The organism is Paenibacillus plantarum, from assembly GCF_013141695.1.
Classification (GTDB): Bacteria; Bacillota; Bacilli; order Paenibacillales; family NBRC-103111; genus Paenibacillus_E; species Paenibacillus_E plantarum.
On the sequence record NZ_WHNY01000006.1, the window covers coordinates 73,897 to 97,268 of the forward strand.

Here is a 23,372-nt window from a genome sequence, read left to right on the forward strand (position 1 = left end):
TCCCATGAGTGAAGTTATTAACAAATCCAAGCTTGCCAAACAAGCTGCCCAAGCAATGGGCAATCTTACAACTGAGCAAAAAAATGCAGCCTTGCTGCTAATGGCAGACGCCTTAATTACAGAGCAACAAGCGATTATTGAAGCTAACAGCAAGGATTTGCAGCGTGGCAAAGAGCAAGGCACAAGCGCTTCTCTGCTAGACCGATTGGCATTAAACGAAACGCGCATTGCGGCGATGGCCGAAGGTCTTCGTCAAATCGCTGAGCTGCCTGATCCAATCGGAGATACGCTTGAATCATTTGATCGCCCTAATGGTCTGCGCATTCGCAAAATCCGTGTACCTCTAGGTGTCATCGGTATTATTTATGAAGCAAGACCGAACGTAACGGTTGATGCCGCAGGCTTATGTCTCAAAACCGGCAACGCTGTTGTACTGCGTGGCGGATCTTCTGCCCTATTTTCGAATGAGAAAATTGTGGAAGTACTGCATACAGCCTTAGAGCGTTCTGACCTGCCGGCAGATGCCTTGCAATTAATCCTAAGCGCAGATCGCAGCTCCGTCGATGAAATGCTGAAGTTGAATGGCCTCATTGACGTGCTAATTCCGCGTGGTGGACACTCACTTATTCAAAATGTTGTCAATAACGCGTCCGTCCCAGTCATTGAAACAGGTGCAGGGGTATGTCATACTTTTATAGATCAAAGTGCACAGCTCGATATGGCGATTCGAATCGGGATTAATGCGAAGGCACAACGTCCTTCTGTTTGTAATAGTATGGAGACTTTACTTGTACACGAAGCCATTGCGGAGAAGCATTTAGCTGCGATTGCCGATGCCTTCCAAGGTGTTCATGTTGAGCTGCGTGGTGATGACCGTTCAAGAGCTTTGGTACCTAGTATGCTGGTAGCTGAACAAGCCGATTGGGGAACAGAATACGGAGATTATATTCTAAACATTAAAGTTGTTAAGGATCTAGATGAGGCGCTAGCTCACATTCGTGCTTACGGTACGATGCACTCCGAATGTATTGTGACGGAAGATGCTGCTAATGCTGAGAAATTCCTACAAGAAGTAGATGCTGCTGCTGTTTATCATAATGCTTCGACACGTTTCACGGATGGATTTGAGTTTGGCTTTGGCGCGGAGATCGGTATCTCCACTCAGAAGCTTCATGCACGTGGCCCAATGGGTCTGCCTGCTTTGACCTCGACCAAATACCGTGTCTACGGAACCGGACAAATACGCGAATAAACCTTAAGAGGAGGAACAACGGATGTCAATCCTGTTATCGCAAGCTAAAATTGCTTTTGTAGGCGCAGGCTCCATGGCTGAAGCCATCGTCCGCGGACTCATTCAGACGAAAGTCGCGAATCCGCAAAACGTTTATATGATGAATCGCTCCAATCAGGATCGCTTGGCGTTTTTATGCTCCGAATATGGTGTTCAAGCCACTTCAGATCAAGCGACGAAAAACACAATTATTCAAGAAGCCGACGTTGTTGTTCTCTGTATGAAGCCGAAAGATGTGGAATCCTCTTTTGCAGAGCTTCAGCCGCTTTTGAGCGAGCGTCAGCTGATAATTTCCGTCATTGCAGGCCTTTCCATCGAGAAATCGGAAAGACTATTGCAAACCAATGCGCCAATTGTGCGTACAATGCCAAATACTTCCTCCACCATCGGATTAGGCGCAACAGGAATGAGCTTCTCGTCTAAGGTTAATGATACATTCAAGCAGTTTGCCATCCAAATGTTTGAAGCGGTTGGGACTGTTACGATTGTTGAAGAAGATAAGCTTGAAATCCTTACAGGTATTTCCGGAAGTGGTCCTGCCTATGTGTATTACCTCATGGAAGCGATGATTAAAGCGGGTATCGAAGGCGGTCTATCCGCAGAAGATGCGAATCAATTAACGCTCCAAACGGTGCTCGGCGCTGCACACATGGTACAAAATACGATGGAACACCCTGCGGAATTACGCCGCAAAGTGACGTCACCTAACGGAGCTACGCACGCTGCTATTCAAGCTTTGGATCGCTACCAGTTCGATGAAGCTATCCATCAAGCTGTGTTGCATTGCGCCGCTCGTACGAAGGAAATGGGCGAACAAATTGCCGCTACCAGCACTGTTGGTAAATCAATTTAATCCGTTTCTGTGAAACAAGTGGAACATAAGTGAAGTGATTCTAGTGAAGCAGGTGAAAGTTCGTTATGAGTTCATATTGTTTAGCAACGTATCGGAGTTTCGATGAGAAAGCCGATTTTCATAAAAAAGCAACAAGCATCGCTGTTGGTCTTACCGTTGGCAGCTGGACGGAACTGCCTGAGGCTCAGAAAGCTTCTATGGAGAAGCATTTGGGTAAAGTCGTTTCCGTTGAAGTCCACGAGCCTGCAGCAGGAGAACCCGCCTCCAACCGCTATGCGGACATCACCATCGCGTACCCCGATGTCAACTATAGTCGCGATATCCCCGCGTTGTTAGTGACTGTTTTCGGCAAGCTGTCTATGGATGGCAAAATCAAACTGATCGACCTTGCCTTCTCCTCTGATTTCCTGGCTGGGTTCCCCGGCCCGAAATTCGGGATGCAAGGTGTTCGTAATCTGCTAGGCGTGCATGATCGCCCGCTTCTGATGAGCATCTTCAAATCCGTTGTCGGGTATGAACTGCCAGCCTTGCGTGAACAGTTCTACTTACAAGCGGCAGGTGGCGTCGATCTCATCAAGGATGACGAGATATTATTCGAAAATCCGTTAACGCCCATGGAGAAACGCATTGCGATTTGTCTTGAAGCAGCTGAACAAGCCACGAAGGAAACGGGTCAAAAGCTGCTCTATGCGGTTAATTTGACAGGATCAACATCCAAACTAGCTTCCCAAGCCAAAAAAGCCATCGCAGCTGGCGCCAATGCATTGCTTTTCAATGTGTTGGCTTACGGCTTCGATGTTCTGCATGAATTAAGCTCGGATCCCGACATTAACATTCCGATCATGGCACATCCTGCCTTGGCTGGAGCAACCTATCCGTCGCCACACTACGGCATCTCGCCTTCTGTTCTACTAGGCAAGTTAATGCGTCTTGCTGGTGCTGATTTGGTGCTATTCCCTTCCCCATACGGCTCCGTTGTGATGCCAAAGGAAGAGAATTTGGCCATTAAACACGTACTGCTAACGCAGGATTTACGGAAAGATTACACGTATCAAGCGCCGACTGATGTACAATTAACATTAGCACCAAGCTTCCCGGTTCCTTCCGCGGGTATCCATCCTGGTCTAGTTCCGCTCATTTTGCGTGATTTCGGACAGGATGTTATCGTGAACGCCGGAGGCGGCATCCACGGTCACCCGATGGGAACGATCGCTGGGGGACAAGCTTTCCGCCAAGCGATTGATGCGACTTTACAAGGCACAACATTACGCGAGTACGCCCTTACACATCCAGAGCTACAATCAGCTATTGACACTTGGGGGATTAGAGAATGAGCAAGGAACGTATTATCTTTTGTGACTTTGACGGTACGATCACCGTTAACGATAACATCGTAGCCATTATGAAACATTTCAACCCTGAAGGTTGGGAAGGCATCGTTGAGCAGATTGTGACACAGCAAATATCCATTCGTGAAGGTGTTGGCGCGATGTTCGATCTGCTGCCGACCTCCCGTAAGGATGAGATTGTCGATTATGCGATCAACAATGCTAGAATCCGGGATGGTTTTGAAGAATTTGTCTCCTATTGCAAGGAGCAAGGGATTACACTTTTGATCACAAGCGGAGGCATTGATTTCTTTATTTATCCACTGCTTCGTGCGTTTGCGATTCCTGAGAATCATATTTATTGCAATGCCAGCTCATTCGAAGGGGAAACCATCGAGATCCTCTGGCCGAATCCGTGTGATGCGCACTGTCAAACAGACTGCGGGATGTGCAAAACAAGCATCATTCGTTCCTACGATCCCGAGCGCTATGAGCGGATTATTATCGGAGACAGCATCACCGATTTTGAAGGCGCTAAGCTAGTGGATACGATTTTTGCCAGATCTCATCTCATCGAGCGTTGTGATCAACTCGGCTATGCGTACCACCCCTTCGAAACGTTCTTCGATATCATTAAGCAATTGGAGGCTGAACCAGTCAAATGAGTATCTTACTAGAAGAAAAACAGCGTGCCTTCGCTGAATTACGAGACATCAAAGCAAATTTAGCGGCGCGTGGATGGTTTCCAGCGACAAGCGGCAACTTATCCATTCGTGTTGGCGGCTTTGAGCCGAGTGCTTTCACCTTCGCAATCACGTCTAGCGGTAGAGATAAATCCGTCCAAACGCCTGAGGATTTCCTTCTCGTCAATGAGAAAGGTTTGCCGACGGAAGCTACTAGCCTTAAACCATCTGCGGAAACCTTGATCCATAGTGAGATTTATCGCTTAACAGGCGCTGGCGCCATTTTCCACGTGCACACGATCTTCAATAACTTAGCTTCCGAGCTGTATGGAGAACGTGGTAGCATTCCAGTTGATGGTGTTGAGTTAATCAAAGCATTCAACATTTGGGACGAAGAAGCACAGATCGAGATTCCAATTCTGCCCAACTATGCAGAAATCCCGCGTATCGCTGAGCTAGTCGAAGGTGCGATCGTACCTCGTATACCAGGCATCGTGCTTCGTAAGCACGGGATTTACGCTTGGGGCGCGAATGCCTTTGAAGCGAAACGTCACCTCGAAGCGTTCGAATTCTTGTTCGAATATGTGTACCGTTTGCATGTAATGAACAAGTAAGCGTGATGCTTGCGTGTAAGTCGATTTTTTCGACTTAGGAGAGCCCACTGGCTGCATTTCTCACCCGAAAGTCGATTTCTTCGACTTACGAGAGCCTACTGGCTGCATTTCTCACCCGAAAGTCGATTTTTTCGACTTACGAGAGCTCACTGGCTGCATTTCTCACCCGTATGTCGATTTTTTCGACTTAGCTACTCTGCATCTAACAAGAAAAACGTCCAACCTTCCCCCTTAGGGTAAAGAAATGGACGTTTTTCTTGTTTTTTTCAACTTATTATCGCGACTGCCTGAAGCGCTGCGAATACTCTTTGGCCTGATCCACGGTCGAGACGCGATTGCGACTCCAATCCAGTAAAATCCGATCGATATATCGGAAATGGACTTTCCCGGCAAACACAGCTTCCTTCAAAGCTGTCATGATCAGCTCTTCTTTGTACATGTCTTTGTCCAGCCAATTGCTGATCGTTTCCAGCTCCATTGGCGTTAGCGGTCTAGCGAATTCATTTTCGATCGTTGTATAAATGTTCTTCACGCGATCATCGCTAGGCGCATGCGAAATCGCCGCCAAATCTGCTAATTCTTGCAGTTGCTGCTCTGCCACACGTTTTGCTAATTTCTTATAAAGCGGCGTCAGATTATATTGCTCGCTGCGAAACCCTGTTGTTTCGTGCGTTTCCTCATCGATCGTGATAAATTGCTCACGAATCAGCTTCTGCACGCTAGCAATAACGACATCTGGCGAAGCTGACATCCGCTCCTGGATTTCATCCAGCGTCGGGAATGGGTTCCTATCCTTTTCAACAAAAGAAATGAAATGAATCAGTGTCATGACGTCAACTTCACTCAAATGCAGCGCGCGATAATGCTTGAGCAATAAACTCGGTACCGCGACACTCCCCTCCAGAAAGCTATTCATCAGGATCGCTTCGACCTTCATCTGTGTATTCGATTGCGTACTCATACGTCTTTCCCCTTTCTCCCCATGGACAATGCCACTATTTAAGGGTATAGACGGTATAACAAACGTGGGAATGGAATGGTTTCACGCACATGATCCAAACCGCAAATCCAAGCAACCGTGCGCTCTAAGCCTAAACCGAAACCGGAATGCGGCACAGTTCCATATTTACGAAGATCCAAATACCATTGATACGCCTCTTGAGAAAGCTCGTGCTCCTTGAAGCGCTGCTCCATTAATTCAGGGTCATCAATCCGTTGACTTCCCCCAATAATTTCGCCATAGCCCTCTGGCGCGATCATATCGGCACACAGCACGACTTCAGGACGACTTGGATCAGGTTTCATATAGAAAGCCTTAATCTCCGTAGGCCAGTGGGTGATAAATACCGGTGTTTCGTACTGGGCTGCGATCGCTGTCTCATGAGGAGCTCCGAAATCTTCTCCCCAAGCGAATTCATGCCCATTTTTTTGCAAATAGTCCACAGCCTCATCGTAGGTGATACGTGGGAAGCTGCCTTTAATTTTCTCTAGCTTGGACGTATCCCGCTCCAACGTTTCAAGCTCCGCTTGGCAATTGGACAAAACCGTTTGCACGATATGCGATACGAATTGCTCCTGCACCTCAAGGTTCTCTACGTGATCCACGAACGCCATCTCCGGCTCGATCATCCAGAATTCGATGAGATGTCTACGTGTCTTGGATTTCTCCGCACGGAAGGTAGGACCGAAGGAATATACGCGGCCTAGTGCCATCGCAGCTGCTTCCATGTATAACTGCCCGCTTTGCGTCAAGAAGGCATCTTCATCAAAATATTTCGTGTGGAACAAGTTTGTCGTGCCTTCGCACGAGGATGGTGTCAAAATTGGCGGATCTACCAAATGAAACCCTCTGTCATTGAAGAACGCTTGGACCGCTTTGATAATTTCTGCGCGAATCACAAGAACTGCACGCTGACGCGGGCTCCGAATCCATAGGTGACGATTGTCCATTAGGAAATCAACGCCATGTTCCTTCGGAGTAATCGGATACTCTTCGGTGATTTGAATGATTTCTACGCCAGTCACATCGAGCTCGAAACCGCCTTTGGAGCGAGTGTCTTCTTTTACTTTTCCCGTTATGTATAAGGAGCTCTCTTGAGTTAGCCTTGAAGCCGCTTCCCACACCTCTTCACTCACTTCACTTTTAACAACAACACCTTGTATATATCCCGAACCGTCACGAAGCTGCAAAAACTGAATTTTACCACTTGAGCGTTTCTTGTTAAGCCAACAGCCGATAGTAACGGACTCGCCGACATGATGTTTCACTTCACCTATTGTACTTTTCATTTAAATTCCTTCCTCTCTACTTACTGAGATTCCATTCTATTGTACACTATTTCATGATTTCCACGAAACCATCAACGGGGCAACGATTGCACGAGTTCGTATGTATCCTGTGCAATGACCCATTCTTCATTCGTTGGAATAACAAGTGCTTCAACCTTGGAATCAAACTTCGTTATTCGCTTTTCTATGCCTCTTCCAAGCAGGTTCGCTTCCTCATCAAAATCAACCCCAAGGAAACTCAGGCCCTCACATACCGCTTTACGCAGCGGCGCGGAATTCTCGCCTACGCCTGCGGTAAACACGATCGCATCGACGCCATTCATCGCTGCGGCATAAGCCCCTATATATTTGCGCAGCCGATACGCATACATCTCAAAGGCCAAGGTAGCGTTCTTATCGCCCGCTTCCACAGCTTCCACGATCTCCCGCATGTCGCTGGAGATCCCAGAGATCGCCTGCAGGCCGCTATGCTTATTCAGCATCGAGCTCACCTCGCCGATCGTCAAATCCTCCTTGCCCATCACATAGGGCACGATGGCCGGATCCAGATCGCCGCTGCGCGTGCCCATCATCAGACCTTCGAGCGGGGTCATCCCCATGCTCGTGTCAACTGACTGGCCGCCCCATACAGCGGCGCAGGAAGCGCCATTACCAATGTGACAGGTAATGAGCTTCAACTGCTCCAGCGGGCGTCCTAGGAAGGCAGCGGCACGTTCGCTCACGTACTTGTGCGACGTACCGTGGAATCCGTAGCGGCGCACCTTATGCTTCCGGTAGAGCGCCATCGGCACCGGATATAGGTAGGCCTTCGCCGGCATCGTCTGATGGAAGGCGGTGTCGAAGACGACAGCCTGCGGCACGCCAGGCATGTTCACTTCCACCGCCGATATGCCAAGCATATGCGCCGGATTGTGCAGCGGCGCCAAATCGAAGAGACGCCGAATCTCCTTCTTCACCTCGTCCGTGACGAGGACGGAGCTCTTGAAGGATTCGCCGCCGTGGACGACACGGTGGCCAACAGCATCAATCTGTGAGATGGCGGTCAACACGCCATGCTCCGGATGGACAAGTACATCCAGCACTCTGCGGATGGCTGTTGTATGCTCTAGAATTTCTTCCACCTTGTGAAATTCGGGTTTGCCCGCTGGTTCGTGCAAAAGGATAGCGGTATCCATCCCAATGCGTTCTACTCTACCTTTGGCCAGTACAGTTGCATTTTCCATATCATACAGTTGATATTTCACTGATGAACTGCCAGCATTGATTACGAGAATGTTCATAGTCGGTCACCATCCTTGTCGTAACGGAAGAAACCTTCTCCTGTCTTCGCGCCAAGATGCCCCGCACGTACCATTTGTTTCAGCAAATACGAAGGCCGGTATTTGATATCGCCATACTCACGGAACATCCCCTCTAGCGCAGCCAATACGGCATCCAGCCCGAACCGATCACACATCTCCAATGGACCATGTTTGAAATCATAGCCGATACGCATCGCTTGATCGATATCTTCCGCAGAGGCGACACCTTCGGATAAAGTATGCAGCGCCTCGTTAATCAATGTGCAGATCAATCTCGTCGTAATATATCCTGGCGATTCATTCACTTTAATACTCTTCTTGGTGAGTACATCGTCCACAAACTGACGTGTAAGATTATATGTCTCGTCCGACGTTTTCATCGCTCGTACGATTTCAACAAGATTCACTTTGGCAACCGGATGTAGAAAATGCAAACCAATAACACGCTCTGGATGCGTTGTGATGGCAGCAATCTCCGTAACACTTAATGTAGAAGTATTCGTTGCTAGTATGATTTGAGGCGAGCATATTTGATTGAGCTGGAAAAAGACATGCTTTTTCGCATTCAAATCTTCTGAAATCGTTTCAATGACGAGCTCGCAGGAAGCCATGTCCTGAATCGAGTTGGCTCTTTTAATTTTCGAAAGAATGGATTTCTTCTCCGCTTCCGTCAATGCCCAACGTTCAATTTGCTTATCTAAACTGACCGTTATAAGCTCAAAGGCGCGGTCTAGCTTTTCTGTTGTTTTCTCAGCAAGAATGACATCAAGACCACGCGCGGCCAGCATTTCGGAAATGCCCTGCCCCATCGTCCCTCCGCCAATGACACCTATCGTTCTAAACATCATAGCTTGTTTCTCCTTCTTCCGAACTTCTGCCTTACTCTATAATTATATGTATCTTGCATACGAGTAGTAAAGCCAAGAACCGCTGACCTAATTGGCCAACGGTCATTATTATGCACTTTGTGACACAGAAGCGTCAAATAATGTACGAAAAGTATCACCTGAGAGTACTTCTTCCTTCATCAGAATAGCGAAAGAGTGCTCAAACACACTACGTTGCTCATCTAACATTTTCTTCGTACGCAGCATTAATGCATCTAGGATGACAGCATTTTCTTTCATCAACTGTTCCTTCGTCACCATCTCACGATCAATAATACCTAAGCTGGTAAGTCCGGCATCCATCATGTTACGAACCATGGAAAGCGATTGTTCGAAATCGTTGCGAGACCCCGTACTGCGACCTCCGTAAATCATTTCTTCCGCAGCCGCTCCACCAAGGGCAATCATGATCTGATCCTCGATGTAATCTTTCGTATATAAATAATGATCCTGCGGCGGATTATGCCGTACATACCCAAGCGCTTTACCACGCGGACTCACTGTGACCTGGGAAACAGAACCCGGACGAACAAGCTCAGCAATAATAGCATGGCCTAATTCATGATATGCCACACGTTCTTTCTCGTCATTCGCTGTTTCTTTATCTGTTCGTTCACCCATCATAACCTTATCAATCGCCGATGCCAAATGAGTCTGCTCAAGCGCCGGCTTATCTTCACGCATCGCATAAATAGCTGCTTCATTCAGCACACCTTCGAGCTGCGCGCCTGAGAAACCAAAGGTTTGATCAGCGGTTTGCTCCAACGTAACACCTTCAGCTAACGGTTTATTTTTTGCATGGATATGCAGAATAGCTAAGCGACCTTTTTTATCCGGTAGATCAACCTCGATATGTCGGTCAAAACGTCCAGGCCGCAGCAAAGCACTATCGAGCATTTCCTTCCGATTCGTCGCTGCTATGATAAGAATACGCGGCGCTTCATTCGTATGAATACCATCCATTTCGGTTAACAGCTGATTCAATGTTTGGTCATACTCACGTTGTTGTCCGCCTTCTCTTTTACCACCGATCACATCGATCTCATCAATAAAAATAATGGCATTATCCTTGCCCTCTTTAATAGCACGAGCCCTGGCATCTTTAAATAAATCACGTACTCGGCTTGCACCGACACCCACATACATCTCGACAAACTCACTACCTGAAGCAGCCATATAAACGGAGTTGGTGTAATGTGCAGATGCTTTTGCCATCAATGTTTTACCTGTCCCTGGAGGACCTGTTAGTAACAAACCTTTTAGAGGACGAATACCTAACTTCTTAATTTCCTCATGCTTTATCAAGAAATCAAGTGCTTCCATCAATTCTTTCTTCGCCCGATCTTGTCCGCCAATTTCATCAAAGGTAAGGAAAGAAGGCGTCCGATTCTTGCTTTTCCGATCTCCCCCGCCTGCAGCAGTTCCGATACCGCCGCGGGTTTTCATCATATAGAGTAACGAACCGCCAAGCACACTCACGAATAAGATGGGTATCACATTCACACCTTGAAAAGCTAAGAACACCAGAAGAACAGGAATAAATCCAATCCCGATTTCTTTATATATTTTACTCATTCGGCCACACTCCGATCTGGGAGATTCTTGGCAGCATAATAAATTTCGTCGCATCACCATCTGTTAATCGAATATAAACATTATTCTCGTCCATTTCGCTGTCTACTTGCATTGTGGGCACACCATTTGCATATTTCTGTAAGGTTGTTGGAATATCCGCATAGTGCTTCGTTTCCATCGCTTGAGCGACCTCAAATAACGCCTTCGACCACCATTGATCCAGCTTGTCCGAGGATTGATTCTTTATTGTTATATTTACCATACGTTTCCCGATAATCGATGAACCTTCTTTTTTAATTAGTTCAACAACTTGTCGTAAATTAGCGTCAGGCTTCAAAGTCAACTCAACATCCACTTGATTCGAGGAAAGCTTCATATTTGAATTCGTTACACCCGGTGCCGTATTAATTATATGTGATAATGGATTTTCCATCGCAAAGCTTGTATAGGCGAACCAGCCTCCAAAAAGTACTCCAGCCGAAATAATTACGCTCAAAATAACAGGTAAAACGCGCAACTTCATCTTCATAGGTAGGCATCCACCTTTCTGTAATGATCGTTTTGTATGCCTCAAAAGCAATACGATAAGTATATCACCACATATACACGACATGCCTTATGTAAACAGTGGAAACACAAGAAAGTCATTTTCGATACAAAAAAACTCAACCTTCTTATTGAAGGCTGAGCCGATACGTATCCAGATAAGTACCATCTTTGAAGGTGTAGTAATCATAGAAATACCGCGTACCTCTATCATCCTTCGTCTTATAAAATACTTCCCATACATAGTCATTTCCTAATTTGCCTGGTATGGCTCGCTCAATTTCACTGCTCGGCGCCTTTTTCAATACGGCAGCGCGGGCTTGCTCTTCGGTGAAGGCTTCCTCCGCCATGTCCGTATGGACATCTTCAGCTGATACCCAAGCAATTAAACGCTGTCCTAACTTGTTCTCCCCATATACGATCTGAAACGGCTCGTCACCGTAGAAAAAATCCACCTTCGATGCCTTTGTCATCATACTTCCCACATAGGCTTTTTCAACAGCTACACGTTTCTCATCCCAGTGTTCGTTCTGCACATTCAGGTAGAATCGGCTAAGTACGACACCCAGCGTTGCTACAATAAAAACGCCAAGTGTGATCGTTCGCTTCGCATTCATAACCGCCGCGCACCTCCCCACAACCACTTACTTTGCCTAAGCATTAACCTTTTAGTCGATCAAAACAACTTTCAAATTCACGTTTAATTTTCTCTTCATCTAAAGTAAGACACTCACCTTTACGGACGATCCACTTCCCATCCACGCACACATCAACGACATCTTTCGCACATGCGGAGTACACAATGTGGGAAACGAAGTCTGTCTTCGGAAGAAAATGAGGCTGATCAATATCCAGTGCGATGAAGTCTGCTTTCATGCCAGGCTCAAGTAAACCGACATCCTCTAGCCAAATGGATTCTGCTCCCATCCGAGTTCCAAGCAACAAGGCTTCTTTCGCAGGAATCGCTAATGGATCACCAGTTACTCCTTTATGGATAAGAGCTGCCAATCGCATTTCCTCGAACATGTCCAAATTGTTATTGGATGCGGCTCCGTCTGTACCTAATGAAACTTTAACGCCAGCACGTAATAATTCTGGAAGACGGGCAACACCGCTCGCAAGCTTGAGATTGCTGCCTGGATTGTGAGACACACGAACATCATATTGTTTGAGAATAGCTATTTCTTCGTCATTCAAATGAACTCCATGCGCAACAAGCGTTGGGCGAGTAAACACGCCTAACTTTTCCAAATGCGCTACAGGTCTAGCGCCATACTGTTCAACATTGCCTTCAACTTCACGGCATGTTTCCGACATATGCGTATGTATTGGAAGATTTAGATCATGTGCAGCTTGTACAATACGCTCGATATAATCTGGCGGACATGTATAAGGGGCATGAGGAGACATCATCGTAGTAATTCTACCATCCGCCTTACCGTGCCAGTTCTTTGCAAATTCAGTGGCTTCAATTAGCTTAGCTGTTTGCACATCTGGCGGACATAAACCGATCACACCACGGGTCAAGACGCCGCGCATTCCCGATTCCTCAACCGCTAAGGCAACTTCATTCATATGGTCATACATATCGACAAATGTCGTAGTGCCGCCTTTGATCATTTCAAGGATCGACAACCGCGTTCCCCATTTGACATCCTGCGAAGTAAATTTCCCTTCCATCGGCCACATTTTTTCCTCTAACCATACTTGCAGTGCTAAGTCGTCACCATAACCGCGGAGCAATGACATCGCAGCATGTCCATGTGTGTTCACAAGTCCAGGCATGTACAGCTTATTCGTTCCGTCAATCACTTCATCGTAATTGTCTAACGGTTCAGGCACTTCAGTCCCGATGTATGTAATTTGACTACCTTCAATAACCATGCAGCCCTTGATCGATGTTTTGTCTTCCTTATTAGAAATAAAAATACCATTTGAAATTAATGTTTTTTTCATAGTAAAAAACCCTCTCTATGCTCATTCTATATACAACTACTGCTCCATAAACTTTACATCTTCATGCCTCTAAAATCAAGGTAAGCAAAAGCTATTCACTTCATGTTAATAAATTGTAAATTTTCACGGAATTTTCGTTGCGTTTGACCTTATGAGTATGATACTTTATTCATTGTGAGTTTTTTCTACAATTTGGTCTAATTCGATCCACAAATTCGTTCAAAAACTTGTACATATAGTAAAAATTAGGAGGATTCTATGACAACGTTATTCACCAGAAAGAACGAAGTCGATTTCTTGCAACTTCTTATCCGTGCTGCAGAGAACGCCTTGCAAACTGCTCAACTGTTTCGCACTGCCATGATGGGAGATAAGCCCCCAATTGAGTATGTAACAGCGATTCATGATCTTGAGCATGCAGGAGACTCGATCACACATGATATTTTCAGAGGTTTGAACAAAGTCTTTATCACTCCGATTGATCGAGAAGATATTATGGTACTTGCTTCCAAGGTCGATGATGTTACAGACGGGATAGAAGCAACGATTGCTCGTTTCGACTATTTGAATGTTTCTCATACAGATTCCTACATGAAAGATTTCTCCGGCGTTATCGTAGAATCCTGCCAACATATGTTAGATGCTTTCAAACTTTTAGCTAAGAAAAAGTACATGCAAATTCCAGAACACACTGTTGCTATAAATAAGTTGGAGAATGATGGAGATCGTTTGATGCGCGAAGGGATTCGCCAAATTTTTATAACGCGTAAAGACGTGTACGAAGATTTTAAACTCAAAGAAATTTATGAGCGTCTTGAAGAAACAACTGATGCTTGTGAAGATGTTGCCAACATTCTTGACAGTGTAGTACTTCGCTACTCCTAAGACACAACATGTCTCTGTGTACGAAGAAAGTTTTCCACTTGGAAAACGCTAGGAGGAACTCATGCTAACTTATTTGATCATTATCGTTGCTCTAGCCCTGCTATTTGACTTCATCAATGGATTCCACGATACAGCTAATGCGATTGCTACTTCCATTTCTACGCGAGCATTGAGCCCGCGAGTCGCCATCTTCATGGCTGCTTCACTCAACTTTGTTGGTGCCATGGTTTCATCGGAAGTAGCCAAAACAGTAGGCGGAAGTATTGCCAATCCTGCGAAGATTGAAAATGGGGTTGAAATCGTAATTGCAGCCTTACTTGCAGCAATCATCTGGAACTTGCTTACTTGGTACTTGTCCATTCCATCTTCGTCATCCCACACGTTGCTAGGTGCCTTAGCTGGTGCTGTAATTGCGGGAGCTGGATTCAATGGCGTTAACTGGAGTGGTTTCACACAAATTATTATCATTCTCATTTTATCTCCGATTATTGCTTTCGCTCTAGGTTATCTCATTATGGTTTTGATCAAAAATATCGTGCTGTGGTCAGGGAATACATCCAGATCCAAACTAAATCGTGGATTTCGTACGTTACAAATCATTTCTGCTGGATTACTTTCCTATTCACATGGTGGTAACGATGCTCAGAAGGCAATGGGTATTATCGTATTTGGTCTCGTTGCTGCCGGTGTGCAAGATGATTTGAATGTACCCATCTGGGTTAAAATCGCTGCCGCACTTGCTATGGGACTTGGAACATCGATTGGTGGATGGCGCATTATTAAAACCGTTTCAGGTAAAATTGTTAAAATTGAACCGATTAACGGTTTCGCTGCCGACTTGACGTCTTCCATTGTCATTCAAATCTCTACCTTCATTGGTAAACCATTATCAACGACACATGTCATTTCCTCTGCGATTATCGGGACAGGCAGTGTCTTGCGTTTCCATGAAGTACAATGGGGTACGGTTGGTCGAATGTTAGTCACTTGGGTTATTACCATTCCGATCTCAATGGTTCTTGCTTACACGCTGTACTTTGCGATATTCCGTTTAATCATGTAAAGAGAAACAAAGGCACGACCCGCTGAAACTGCGCGGGTCGTGCCTTTTTCGTGCTAATCGAGATAATAGGCTAAGCTTTGAAGTTCTGTCGTAAAATCCGCATAGTGAACGCGTACATCCGGCGGCACCTTGATGATGACTGGAGCAAAGTTCAAGATCGCTTCAATACCACAAGCAACGAATTCATTCGCTACATTTTGCGCTTCGGCCGCGGGAACGGTAATAATACCGATCCGCACACCAAGCTCAGACATAACCGACTTCATTTTATCCATGGGGAGTACAACCAAATTATTAATCACTTCGCCTGCCTTAGAAGGCATGGCATCGAATAAAGCTACTATTTTCATATCATTGCGTAAGTACGTATTATAATTACAAAGTGCTCTGCCTAAATTTCCAGCACCAACGAGTGCAACTTGAATATGTCGATCTAATTTAAGAATCTGGCGTATCTTCTCGATCAAGTAATTGATATCATAGCCAATGCCCTTTTTGCCAAACTCGCCAAAATAAGCTAAGTCCTTCCGAATTTGAGCAGGATTCAGATCTAACTTCTGACCTAAATCCTGAGAAGACACCGTGGAAACATTGTTCATTTGCAACTCGTTTAGATAGCGTAAATAGATAGGTAATCTTCGGACTACAGCTTCTGAAATTTTTTGTGTTTTCACGTTCTTAAGCTCCTCCCATCCATTGCTCAATCCTCGGCAGCATTTGTTCACAGGTCATGTGCTCGATCTTCGGACCAGGCAACGAATAGAGGAAGTGCTTGCCATAATACGTTTCAATAACACGTGTATCATAGATAATGACGATCCCTTTGTCTGATGCCCTCCGAACTAATCGACCGAAACCTTGTTTAAATCGAATAACAGCTTGGGGTACAGAAAATTTCATAAACGGATTCTCATTGCGCTTCTTGATATTCTCACATTTGGCTTCCACAAGCGGGTGATTCGGCGGTTGGAATGGAAGACGAATAATCGCTAGACAACTTAGCGCATCTCCAGGAATATCTACACCTTCCCAGAACGAGCTAGTGCCCAATAACACGCACATTTTGTTATCTTGGAACATTCGGGTCAACTTACTGCGATTGCCGCTGTCAACACCCTGGCCAAGCACTGTGATGCCATGGGGGCTCAGCTTTTCTTTCATACCTGCATGTACTAGCTTCAACATCCGATTAGAAGTACATAGAACCAGCATTCGCCCCTTCGTCACCTGTGCCACATCACTCAAAGAGTTGATTAGTGCTTCGATGAACACAGGATCCCCTGCTCCCTTGATTGTTGGGAAATTACGTGGAATGACGACTAATGCTTGCTCGCGATAGTTAAAAGGAGATGGCAACTGTACTGTTTTCAGCTTACCTGACTCTTCGTCCTCTGGAATGGCTAAACCGAGTTGCTCCGCTGAGTATTGGAACGATTTATTCACTGAAAGCGTTGCAGACGTTAGGATAATGCTGTCTTTCGTTTCAAAGAAATGCTGCTGCAGCAACCCGCTTACATCCGTTGGTACAGAATTCAGCTGCACCGATTTGGCTTTCGCATACGTGCCGGCTTCAATCCAATACACGTACCCTTCGTCTGCCATTTTCATAAAGAAATGAAGCGCATCACGATGGGCATACAGCTCTTTCACGGTACCATTCAGATCGGTTACTAATCCTTGAACACCAAGTCCATCCTGCTGTTCCTTTAGCTCACTCAATAATTTATCCAAAGTTCGCAAAAGCTCATTCGCATTCAGATAAATGTTATCCTCCATAATCAGCAGCTCGCGCCAATTTGCAGGCAATGTCTCCGGTTTCAAACGCAACACATATTGCGAAGTTTCCGATTGCGAAGGATCACTTTTGGAGGAAACCAATTCGTAGAGGGCTTCACTTAAACGTTCCCAGTCCTCTTTGATCGAAATAATTTTCGGGAATAGACCATCAATCGTTTGGCTCCATGCCGCTGCTCGCTCTCCCGCCTCATCTGATTTCTGTAATCGGAACCGAAGCATCGGAAGTTGACCACTTCGATTATCCTTATACAGCCACAATAAAGAATGGTAGAACGCTGATGCATGCAGCTCGATTCCAAGATGCTTGCTTGCCACTTCTTCAAAGTGATGCGCCTCATCAATCACAAGGTGCTTGTAGGACGGTAGAAGGCGGTTCTCTGCCTTCATATCTGTAAAGAGGAGGGAATGGTTCGTGATGATCACATCAGCCGTGTTGGCATCATTACGAGCTCTATGGTAGAAGCACTTCTTATACCAAGGGCACATGCGGTTTAAACAGGAGTCGGTATCACTCGCAACGGAGTACCAGAATTGGGCACCTTTGTTCCCAAAGTGAAGTTCTTCCTCATCCCCATGTTCGGTTTCACTTAACCAAACGACCATTTGCGCGGCAGTTATCGGGTCTTCTCTGCCATTTTCGTAATCCCGTGTTGTGAGCTTTGTCTCGAACTTACGAAGGCACAGATAGTGACTTCTTCCTTTGAGGACAGCTGCTTTAAACGGAACAGGAAAAATTTCTTTTAATAAAGGGATATCCCGTTCACGCAGTTGCTCCTGCAAATTAATCGTATGTGTCGAGACGACCACTTTCTTCTCATATTTCAAACCATAATAGATCGAAGGAATCAAGTACCCCAGTGATTTGCCCGTCCCTGTTCCCGCTTCAATCATCAAATGCTGATCGGCCTCGAGAGACTTCTCCACTTCCAGAATCATTTGATCCTGGGATTCACGATCCTCATACACCTCGAATCGTTGCTGGAGTGCAGATTTCAGGCCTTGTTGGAAAGCTGTAAAAGAAGTCCCTAACGCTGCCGTTACTTCGTATTCCGAGCGCGGCTCTTCCTCTTCTCCCCAATCCGTCACATTCAGTGTAAATTGACGGAAATAACGATTCGTATCCATATCGACACTTGTTACTGATTCTTTATATAAACAAATTTCGTCCAGAAACCAGCCCAAATCCGTGTTACCGTTTTCGAAAATTTGGTTCAACCGTTGTACCGTTAAGAGAGGCAGCCCCAATAAGCGGTCCAAGCAATGGATCCAAATCAATGCCGTAACTTCCGCATCACTGTCTGCTTGGTGTGGCCTTTCATGATCAATCCCAAACAACGCCGCCACCATACTAAGCTGTAGACTTGAAATGGACGGGAATAAAATACGCAGCATATCCATGGTGTCCAGGACACGACCCGAGAAAGGAGGATAACCAGTTCTCGTTAGTCCTCGCTGCAGAAAGGATAAGTCAAACGCTGCTTGATGCGCGACAAGCACACAATCAAACAAGAGCGGAAACATGTCTGACATCACCTGATCCAGTGATGGTGCATCCGCAACCATCTCATTGGTAATCCCTGTTAAAGTTGTAATCGAAGAAGGTATACTAATCCCTGGGTTCACCAGAGAAGTATACCTGTCTGTAATTTCAAATTGATCTATGATGACGAGTCCAACCTGTATAATTTCGTCTCCAGGCTGACTTCCTGTCGTTTCAAAATCCAAAACTGCAAATTTCATAACGTCTATCTTCAATCCCTTCGTCCAACACTTCTCCTAGCATACCAAATCTGATTAGGAAAAGGGAATACCTTGTTTTACCGTTTCGGTTTAGGACTCATCGAGATTGATTAGCGGCTCCATACAAGAGGGGTCGGTATGATAGGCTTTTTGAAAATATTCGAAAGCTTTCTCTAGGTTCTGATTTTGCACTTGAATACAACCCATGGCGTTATAAGAAATAGCTTTCATCTTTGAATTTTCCGTCAATGGCAAGAGGAATTTGAAGTGCTGATACGCATCGCCAAATTCCCCTTTACGCAAATGACCCATCGCTAAATACACTCGCGCTAATAAGAAATCCGGCTGCCGTTGAATCAGCACCTCGAATTCTTTGATCGCTTGATCATACATGTACAACTTATAATACCCTTGCCCGCGCATGAATTCTTCGGTTTGCTTGCCGGACATGTCGAGCTCCATCAGTTCATCATGTAAGGTTTGTGTATGGCTGATCGGCTCCGCCCCATAAAACTTTCCCAGCTTCTCCTCAAAAAGCAGCCACGCCTCGATGAATTCATCACTCATCGTTTTTAACACTTGCAATTGTTCGTCTAGTTCGGCCTTTTTCTCCACATCGCTGTTCGGATATTCCTTCTGAATTTCTTCCAAAACCTCATTCATTGTGGAAAATAAATGCTTAAACATTTGGCATCCCCACCTTTGCTTCGAAAGCTTACCCTCATTCTTTGTAAACAAAGACGTTTTCATGCATGCAAGTGGTTCCGCCGTAAATCTTAAAGAACGGTTGAATGTTCTTCTTCCTTCAGCAATTGGTCAACGGTGTTGTTTGCTCCCATGATGGCAATCGTTGGATGATGCTTTTTCGCTTCTTCGTCGCTCATCATGGCATAAGAAACAATAATAATGGTATCTCCTGTTTGAACGAGTCTAGCTGCCGCGCCATTCAGGCATATCACACCTGTGCCGCGTGGTCCAGGAATAATATATGTCTCCAGACGTGCTCCGTTGTTGTTATTCACGATTTGCACTTTCTCATTTGGCAGCATATCTACAAGATCAATTAAATCCTCATCGATCGTGATACTGCCGATATAGTTTAAATTCGCCTCTGTAACCGTGGCGCGGTGAATCTTCGCTTTCATCATTGTGCGAAACATAAAACGTCACTTCCTGACTTGTAGAATAAGATTATCAATTAAACGTGTTTTCCCAAACTTCACAGCCAGCGCAATAATAAGAGTAGTAATAGAATGGCTATGTTCAAACGGCTCTAAAGTTGGGTAGGACAATACTTCAGCGTAATCGATAACGGCGAGTGGCGCCGTTTGTATATGATCTCGGACTAAAATTTCTAGCTCTTGTGATGTAAAAGAGGATGCTGACTTACCTTCGATAAATGCCTTCGCTTGCTGTAAGGACTGAGACAATACCAACGCTTGCTGGCGTTCTTCTGGAGATAGATACACATTACGCGAGCTCATCGCCAAGCCATCGTTCTCACGCAGGGTCGGGCAAGGTACGATTTCTACGGGTAAATTTAAATCCAGAACCATCTGCTCGATAACTGCGACTTGCTGAGCATCCTTCAAACCGAAGAAAGCTTGATCAGGTTGCACAATATGAAACAGCTTGCTAACTACTGTTGCTACGCCATCGAAATGACCAGGTCGTGAAGCCCCGCAGAGTCTCGTCGTGACCTCCGACACACTCACCGTGGTGCGTGTGGGTGTTGGGTACATCTCATCTACGGAAGGCATAAATACGATATCTACACCTGCCGCCTCAGCTACAGCCAAATCTTTCTCCGCATTGCGGGGATAACGTTCAAAATCTTCTCCAGGACCGAACTGCAACGGATTCACAAAAATACTCAACACAACTAATCCACTTTGTGAACGAGCTTTTTGCAGAAGACTCGCATGTCCATCATGTAAAAAGCCCATCGTCGGCACGAAGCCAACCGACTGATCATTCTTGCGACGATAGGCTTTAACTCGAGCTCTTAAATCGGCAATTGTCTGAACCACTTCCATGGTGTGGATCGCTTCCATGACCAATCACTCCTTATCGCCGTATAAGTATTGAACAACATCGTTGTCCATATGAAATGTATTTTCTTGCGCTGGGAACGTCCGTGCTTTCACTTCTTTCACATATTCGCCAATCCCTGCACGGATAGTTTCCCCGATATTTGCATAGGCTTTAACAAACTTTCTGGGAGCACTGTCAGAACCATACTGCAGCAAATCATGATACACAAGCACTTGCCCATCACAATGCACACCAGAGCCTATGCCAATTGTGGGAATGGACAGTTGCTTCGTGATCCATGCCGCTAATTCATCCGTCACCAGTTCCAGAACAATCGCGAACGCACCTGCTTCTTCAATCGCCTTGGCATCACGCAACAGTTTCTCCGCTTGCTCCGAGCTGCGCCCTTGCACACGAAATCCTCCCAGTTGGTGAACCGACTGCGGTGTTAGCCCCAAATGGCCAACGACTGGAACGCCTGCTTCCGTAATCACTTTAACCGTGGCCGCGATCTCTGCGCCACCTTCCAATTTAACCGCCTTAGCGCCGCCTTCACGCATCAAACGTCCAACACCTTGTAAAGTAGCGTCTAAGCTGCCGTGGTACGTTAAGAATGGCATATCAGCGACGACAAACGTATTCGCGGCTCCACGTACAGCAGCACGTGTATGATAAACCATATCATCCAGAGAAACAGGCAGTGTAGAATCATAGCCTAGCACTACATTCCCTAGTGAATCTCCAACTAGAATGACATCAATACCTGCTTCTTCCGACAGCCGTGCTGAAGGATAATCGTAGGCCGTTACCATCGTAATCGGTACACCGTCTTGCTTCATTTTTCTCATCTTTGCAGTCGTTAGCGCTTTACGTTGTTCCACAGTAATCCCAGCTTCCTCATATAAAATAAAAAACCTTTTAGCTAAGAGCTAAAAGGAACGCATGCAGAAAGAATCAATGATCCCTCTGTCTCGGTCCTGTAAGGCTCAGAGCAGAATCCAACATCTTGTTTCAGTTATTTCGGTTCAATTGCCAGATCAACTTACAAGTGCAGTTCCTATAAGGATACCGCCTTATGCTTCTATTATACCAAAGCTTGCTTCAGGAGGATACCCTTTATCTCCCACTACTTCAGTTCAATGTCTCCGGAATAAATTTTAACCCGTTCACCATTCGGGGTTATCACTGTCAAAGCACCAGTATCATCCAACGAATCTGCGATACCTTCAATAAACCCTGATGGTGTTGATGTCCGAATCGGTCTCTTCAGCGTGACACTCAAAGCTTCCCACAGTAAACGAATTGGGGCAAATCCCTTCTCCATATAAAGGGCATACATCTCCTCGAATTCCAATAGAAAAGCTTGTACTAATTCCTCGCGTGAAACCTTTCCACCGGACTCAATCGCTAAAGACGTTGCAATCGAGCGCAGTTCTTCGGGATAATCCTCTTCTAACAAATTGACGCTGATGCCAACCCCTGCTATCACATACTTTAAGCGCTCGTCCTCGCCACTGCTTTCCAACAAAATACCACTAACTTTCTTCCCATGGATAAGAAGATCATTCGGCCATTTGATACCGATATCAACTTGGCATACTTTTTGTATGGCACGACATAGAGCAACTGCACTTAGCAGGGTTAGCTGAGGCATGAAGTATACAGGAATTCGCGGTGTCAGAATTAAACTCAACCAGATCCCCTTACCCGATGGAGAATGCCAGCTGCGCCCCATTCGGCCTCTTCCTGCAGTCTGTCTCTCTGCGAGCACAATCGTGCCCTCAGGTGCTCCGGACGCGACCAGCTTATGAGCGATCGTTTGAGTAGAGTCTACTTCATCATAAATATGTACTTTTTGACCAAGTGCTTTTGTTTTCATGCCATTCAGTAACTTACTAACCTGCCACTTCGCTGGCTTACTTATTAAACGATACCCTTTGCGTGAAGCCGCTTCAAACGTGTAGCCCTCCGCACGAAGTTCCTCAATGTGCTTCCAGATCGCAGTACGGCTCACACCTAACCGCCGACTGATTTCTGCTCCGGAAACATAAGTTTCAGGAGTTTCCTCAAAAAGTTCTAAAATTCGTTCATTCATACGATTTCACTCGCAATCTTATAGTTTGATCTATAGTAGCGCAGGGGGATGCGCTTGATTTCTGATTTAAATTTAATAGTTCTAACTCAATTTACTAGCTAGTTCAATTGTGCAAAATACCTCTAACTCGACTAACTAGCTACTTCATAGATAACAAGATACTTCTAATTCGACTTACTAGCTACTTCATACATAACAAGATACCTCTAATCCGACTAACTAGCTACTTCATATATTACAAGATACCTCTAACTCAACTTACTAGCTACTTCATGCTTATAAGATACTTTTACCCAATCTAGCTACCACACAACCACCAACTTTTTCAAATAACTGGATTTCTTGTAGGTATTTTGAGTAAAAAAGCGCCAAAATCAGGATTAGCTGGATTTCATGTAGTTAATTCCGAGGAATTCTTGCTTTTTCACTTGGAAA

At 45.5% G+C, this 23,372-nt stretch carries 22 protein-coding genes; 7 read left to right on the plus strand and 15 right to left on the minus strand.

What is annotated here, in order from left to right:
* Positions 1-4 precede the first annotated feature (4 nt).
* The 5 genes from GC096_RS02740 (at position 5) to mtnB (ending at position 4,769) form a co-directional block, all read left to right on the plus strand.
* Positions 5-1,252: a glutamate-5-semialdehyde dehydrogenase gene (locus GC096_RS02740; RefSeq protein ID WP_171628775.1), complete on the plus strand. Its 1,248-nt coding sequence runs from the start codon at positions 5-7 to the stop codon at positions 1,250-1,252.
* A gap of 22 nt (positions 1,253-1,274) precedes the next feature.
* Positions 1,275-2,144: a pyrroline-5-carboxylate reductase gene (gene proC, locus GC096_RS02745; RefSeq protein ID WP_171628776.1), complete on the plus strand. Its 870-nt coding sequence runs from the start codon at positions 1,275-1,277 to the stop codon at positions 2,142-2,144.
* 65 nt (positions 2,145-2,209) lie between these two features.
* Complete coding sequence (locus tag GC096_RS02750) at positions 2,210-3,478, plus strand: 2,3-diketo-5-methylthiopentyl-1-phosphate enolase (RefSeq protein WP_171628777.1); 1,269 nt, start codon at positions 2,210-2,212, stop codon at positions 3,476-3,478.
* A complete protein-coding gene (locus GC096_RS02755; protein WP_171628778.1) occupies positions 3,475-4,137 on the plus strand; it encodes a 2-hydroxy-3-keto-5-methylthiopentenyl-1-phosphate phosphatase in 663 nt (220 codons plus the stop codon). The genes GC096_RS02750 and GC096_RS02755 overlap by 4 nt, the downstream gene beginning before the upstream one ends.
* Complete coding sequence (mtnB, locus tag GC096_RS02760; protein WP_171628779.1) at positions 4,134-4,769, plus strand: methylthioribulose 1-phosphate dehydratase; 636 nt, start codon at positions 4,134-4,136, stop codon at positions 4,767-4,769. The genes GC096_RS02755 and mtnB overlap by 4 nt, the downstream gene beginning before the upstream one ends.
* Before the next feature lie 274 nt (positions 4,770-5,043).
* Here the strand turns inward: mtnB and GC096_RS02765 are convergent, their stop codons facing one another.
* The 8 genes from GC096_RS02765 to GC096_RS02800 form a co-directional block, all read right to left on the minus strand.
* Entirely contained in the window at positions 5,044-5,730 is a 687-nt protein-coding gene (locus tag GC096_RS02765) for a DnaD domain protein (protein ID WP_246302540.1), read from the minus strand.
* A gap of 38 nt (positions 5,731-5,768) precedes the next feature.
* Positions 5,769-7,058, minus strand: a complete 1,290-nt coding sequence (gene asnS / locus GC096_RS02770) for an asparagine--tRNA ligase (protein WP_171628780.1) — start codon at positions 7,056-7,058, stop codon at positions 5,769-5,771.
* Between the two features lie 71 nt (positions 7,059-7,129).
* Positions 7,130-8,338: an acetate kinase gene (locus GC096_RS02775; protein ID WP_171628781.1), complete on the minus strand. Its 1,209-nt coding sequence runs from the start codon at positions 8,336-8,338 to the stop codon at positions 7,130-7,132.
* Positions 8,335-9,207 (minus strand): 3-hydroxyacyl-CoA dehydrogenase family protein, encoded by an 873-nt coding sequence (locus tag GC096_RS02780; RefSeq protein ID WP_171628782.1) that lies wholly within the window; start codon positions 9,205-9,207, stop codon positions 8,335-8,337. Before GC096_RS02780 ends, GC096_RS02775 begins: the two co-directional genes overlap by 4 nt.
* Positions 9,208-9,315: 108 nt before the next feature.
* Positions 9,316-10,821, minus strand: coding sequence for an AAA family ATPase (locus GC096_RS02785; protein ID WP_171628783.1), 1,506 nt, complete (start codon positions 10,819-10,821; stop codon positions 9,316-9,318).
* Positions 10,814-11,350, minus strand: a complete 537-nt coding sequence (locus GC096_RS02790; RefSeq protein WP_246302541.1) for a hypothetical protein — start codon at positions 11,348-11,350, stop codon at positions 10,814-10,816. Before GC096_RS02790 ends, GC096_RS02785 begins: the two co-directional genes overlap by 8 nt.
* Before the next feature lie 145 nt (positions 11,351-11,495).
* Entirely contained in the window at positions 11,496-11,984 is a 489-nt protein-coding gene (locus GC096_RS02795) for a cell wall elongation regulator TseB-like domain-containing protein (protein WP_171628784.1), read from the minus strand.
* Positions 11,985-12,027: 43 nt separating this feature from the next.
* On the minus strand, positions 12,028-13,323 hold the full coding sequence (locus tag GC096_RS02800) for an amidohydrolase (RefSeq protein WP_171628785.1): 1,296 nt from the start codon (positions 13,321-13,323) through the stop codon (positions 12,028-12,030).
* Positions 13,324-13,581: 258 nt separating this feature from the next.
* On the opposite strand from GC096_RS02800, the gene GC096_RS02805 reads away from it, so the two are divergent.
* Positions 13,582-14,208, plus strand: a complete 627-nt coding sequence (locus tag GC096_RS02805) for a DUF47 domain-containing protein (protein ID WP_171628786.1) — start codon at positions 13,582-13,584, stop codon at positions 14,206-14,208.
* A 61-nt stretch (positions 14,209-14,269) separates the two neighbouring features.
* Positions 14,270-15,271, plus strand: coding sequence for an inorganic phosphate transporter (locus GC096_RS02810; RefSeq protein WP_171628787.1), 1,002 nt, complete (start codon positions 14,270-14,272; stop codon positions 15,269-15,271).
* 53 nt (positions 15,272-15,324) lie between these two features.
* Here the strand turns inward: GC096_RS02810 and GC096_RS02815 are convergent, their stop codons facing one another.
* The 7 genes from GC096_RS02815 to GC096_RS02845 all read right to left on the minus strand — a co-directional run bounded on the left by GC096_RS02815 (position 15,325) and on the right by GC096_RS02845 (position 22,937).
* Entirely contained in the window at positions 15,325-15,945 is a 621-nt protein-coding gene (locus tag GC096_RS02815; RefSeq protein WP_171628788.1) for a redox-sensing transcriptional repressor Rex, read from the minus strand.
* A gap of 4 nt (positions 15,946-15,949) precedes the next feature.
* Positions 15,950-18,808: an ATP-dependent DNA helicase DinG, 3'-5' exoribonuclease type gene (locus GC096_RS02820; protein ID WP_171628789.1), complete on the minus strand. Its 2,859-nt coding sequence runs from the start codon at positions 18,806-18,808 to the stop codon at positions 15,950-15,952.
* Positions 18,809-18,898: 90 nt separating this feature from the next.
* Positions 18,899-19,495, minus strand: a complete 597-nt coding sequence (locus GC096_RS02825; protein WP_171628790.1) for a tetratricopeptide repeat protein — start codon at positions 19,493-19,495, stop codon at positions 18,899-18,901.
* Between the two features lie 89 nt (positions 19,496-19,584).
* Positions 19,585-19,968 (minus strand): aspartate 1-decarboxylase, encoded by a 384-nt coding sequence (gene panD / locus GC096_RS02830; RefSeq protein ID WP_171628791.1) that lies wholly within the window; start codon positions 19,966-19,968, stop codon positions 19,585-19,587.
* A 6-nt stretch (positions 19,969-19,974) separates the two neighbouring features.
* Positions 19,975-20,844 carry a pantoate--beta-alanine ligase gene (gene panC, locus GC096_RS02835; protein WP_171628878.1) on the minus strand — a complete coding sequence of 290 codons (870 nt, stop codon included), beginning with the start codon at positions 20,842-20,844 and terminating at the stop codon, positions 19,975-19,977.
* A 24-nt stretch (positions 20,845-20,868) separates the two neighbouring features.
* Entirely contained in the window at positions 20,869-21,723 is an 855-nt protein-coding gene (gene panB / locus GC096_RS02840) for a 3-methyl-2-oxobutanoate hydroxymethyltransferase (protein ID WP_171628792.1), read from the minus strand.
* A 245-nt stretch (positions 21,724-21,968) separates the two neighbouring features.
* Entirely contained in the window at positions 21,969-22,937 is a 969-nt protein-coding gene (locus tag GC096_RS02845; RefSeq protein ID WP_171628793.1) for a biotin--[acetyl-CoA-carboxylase] ligase, read from the minus strand.
* Positions 22,938-23,372 lie beyond the last annotated feature (435 nt).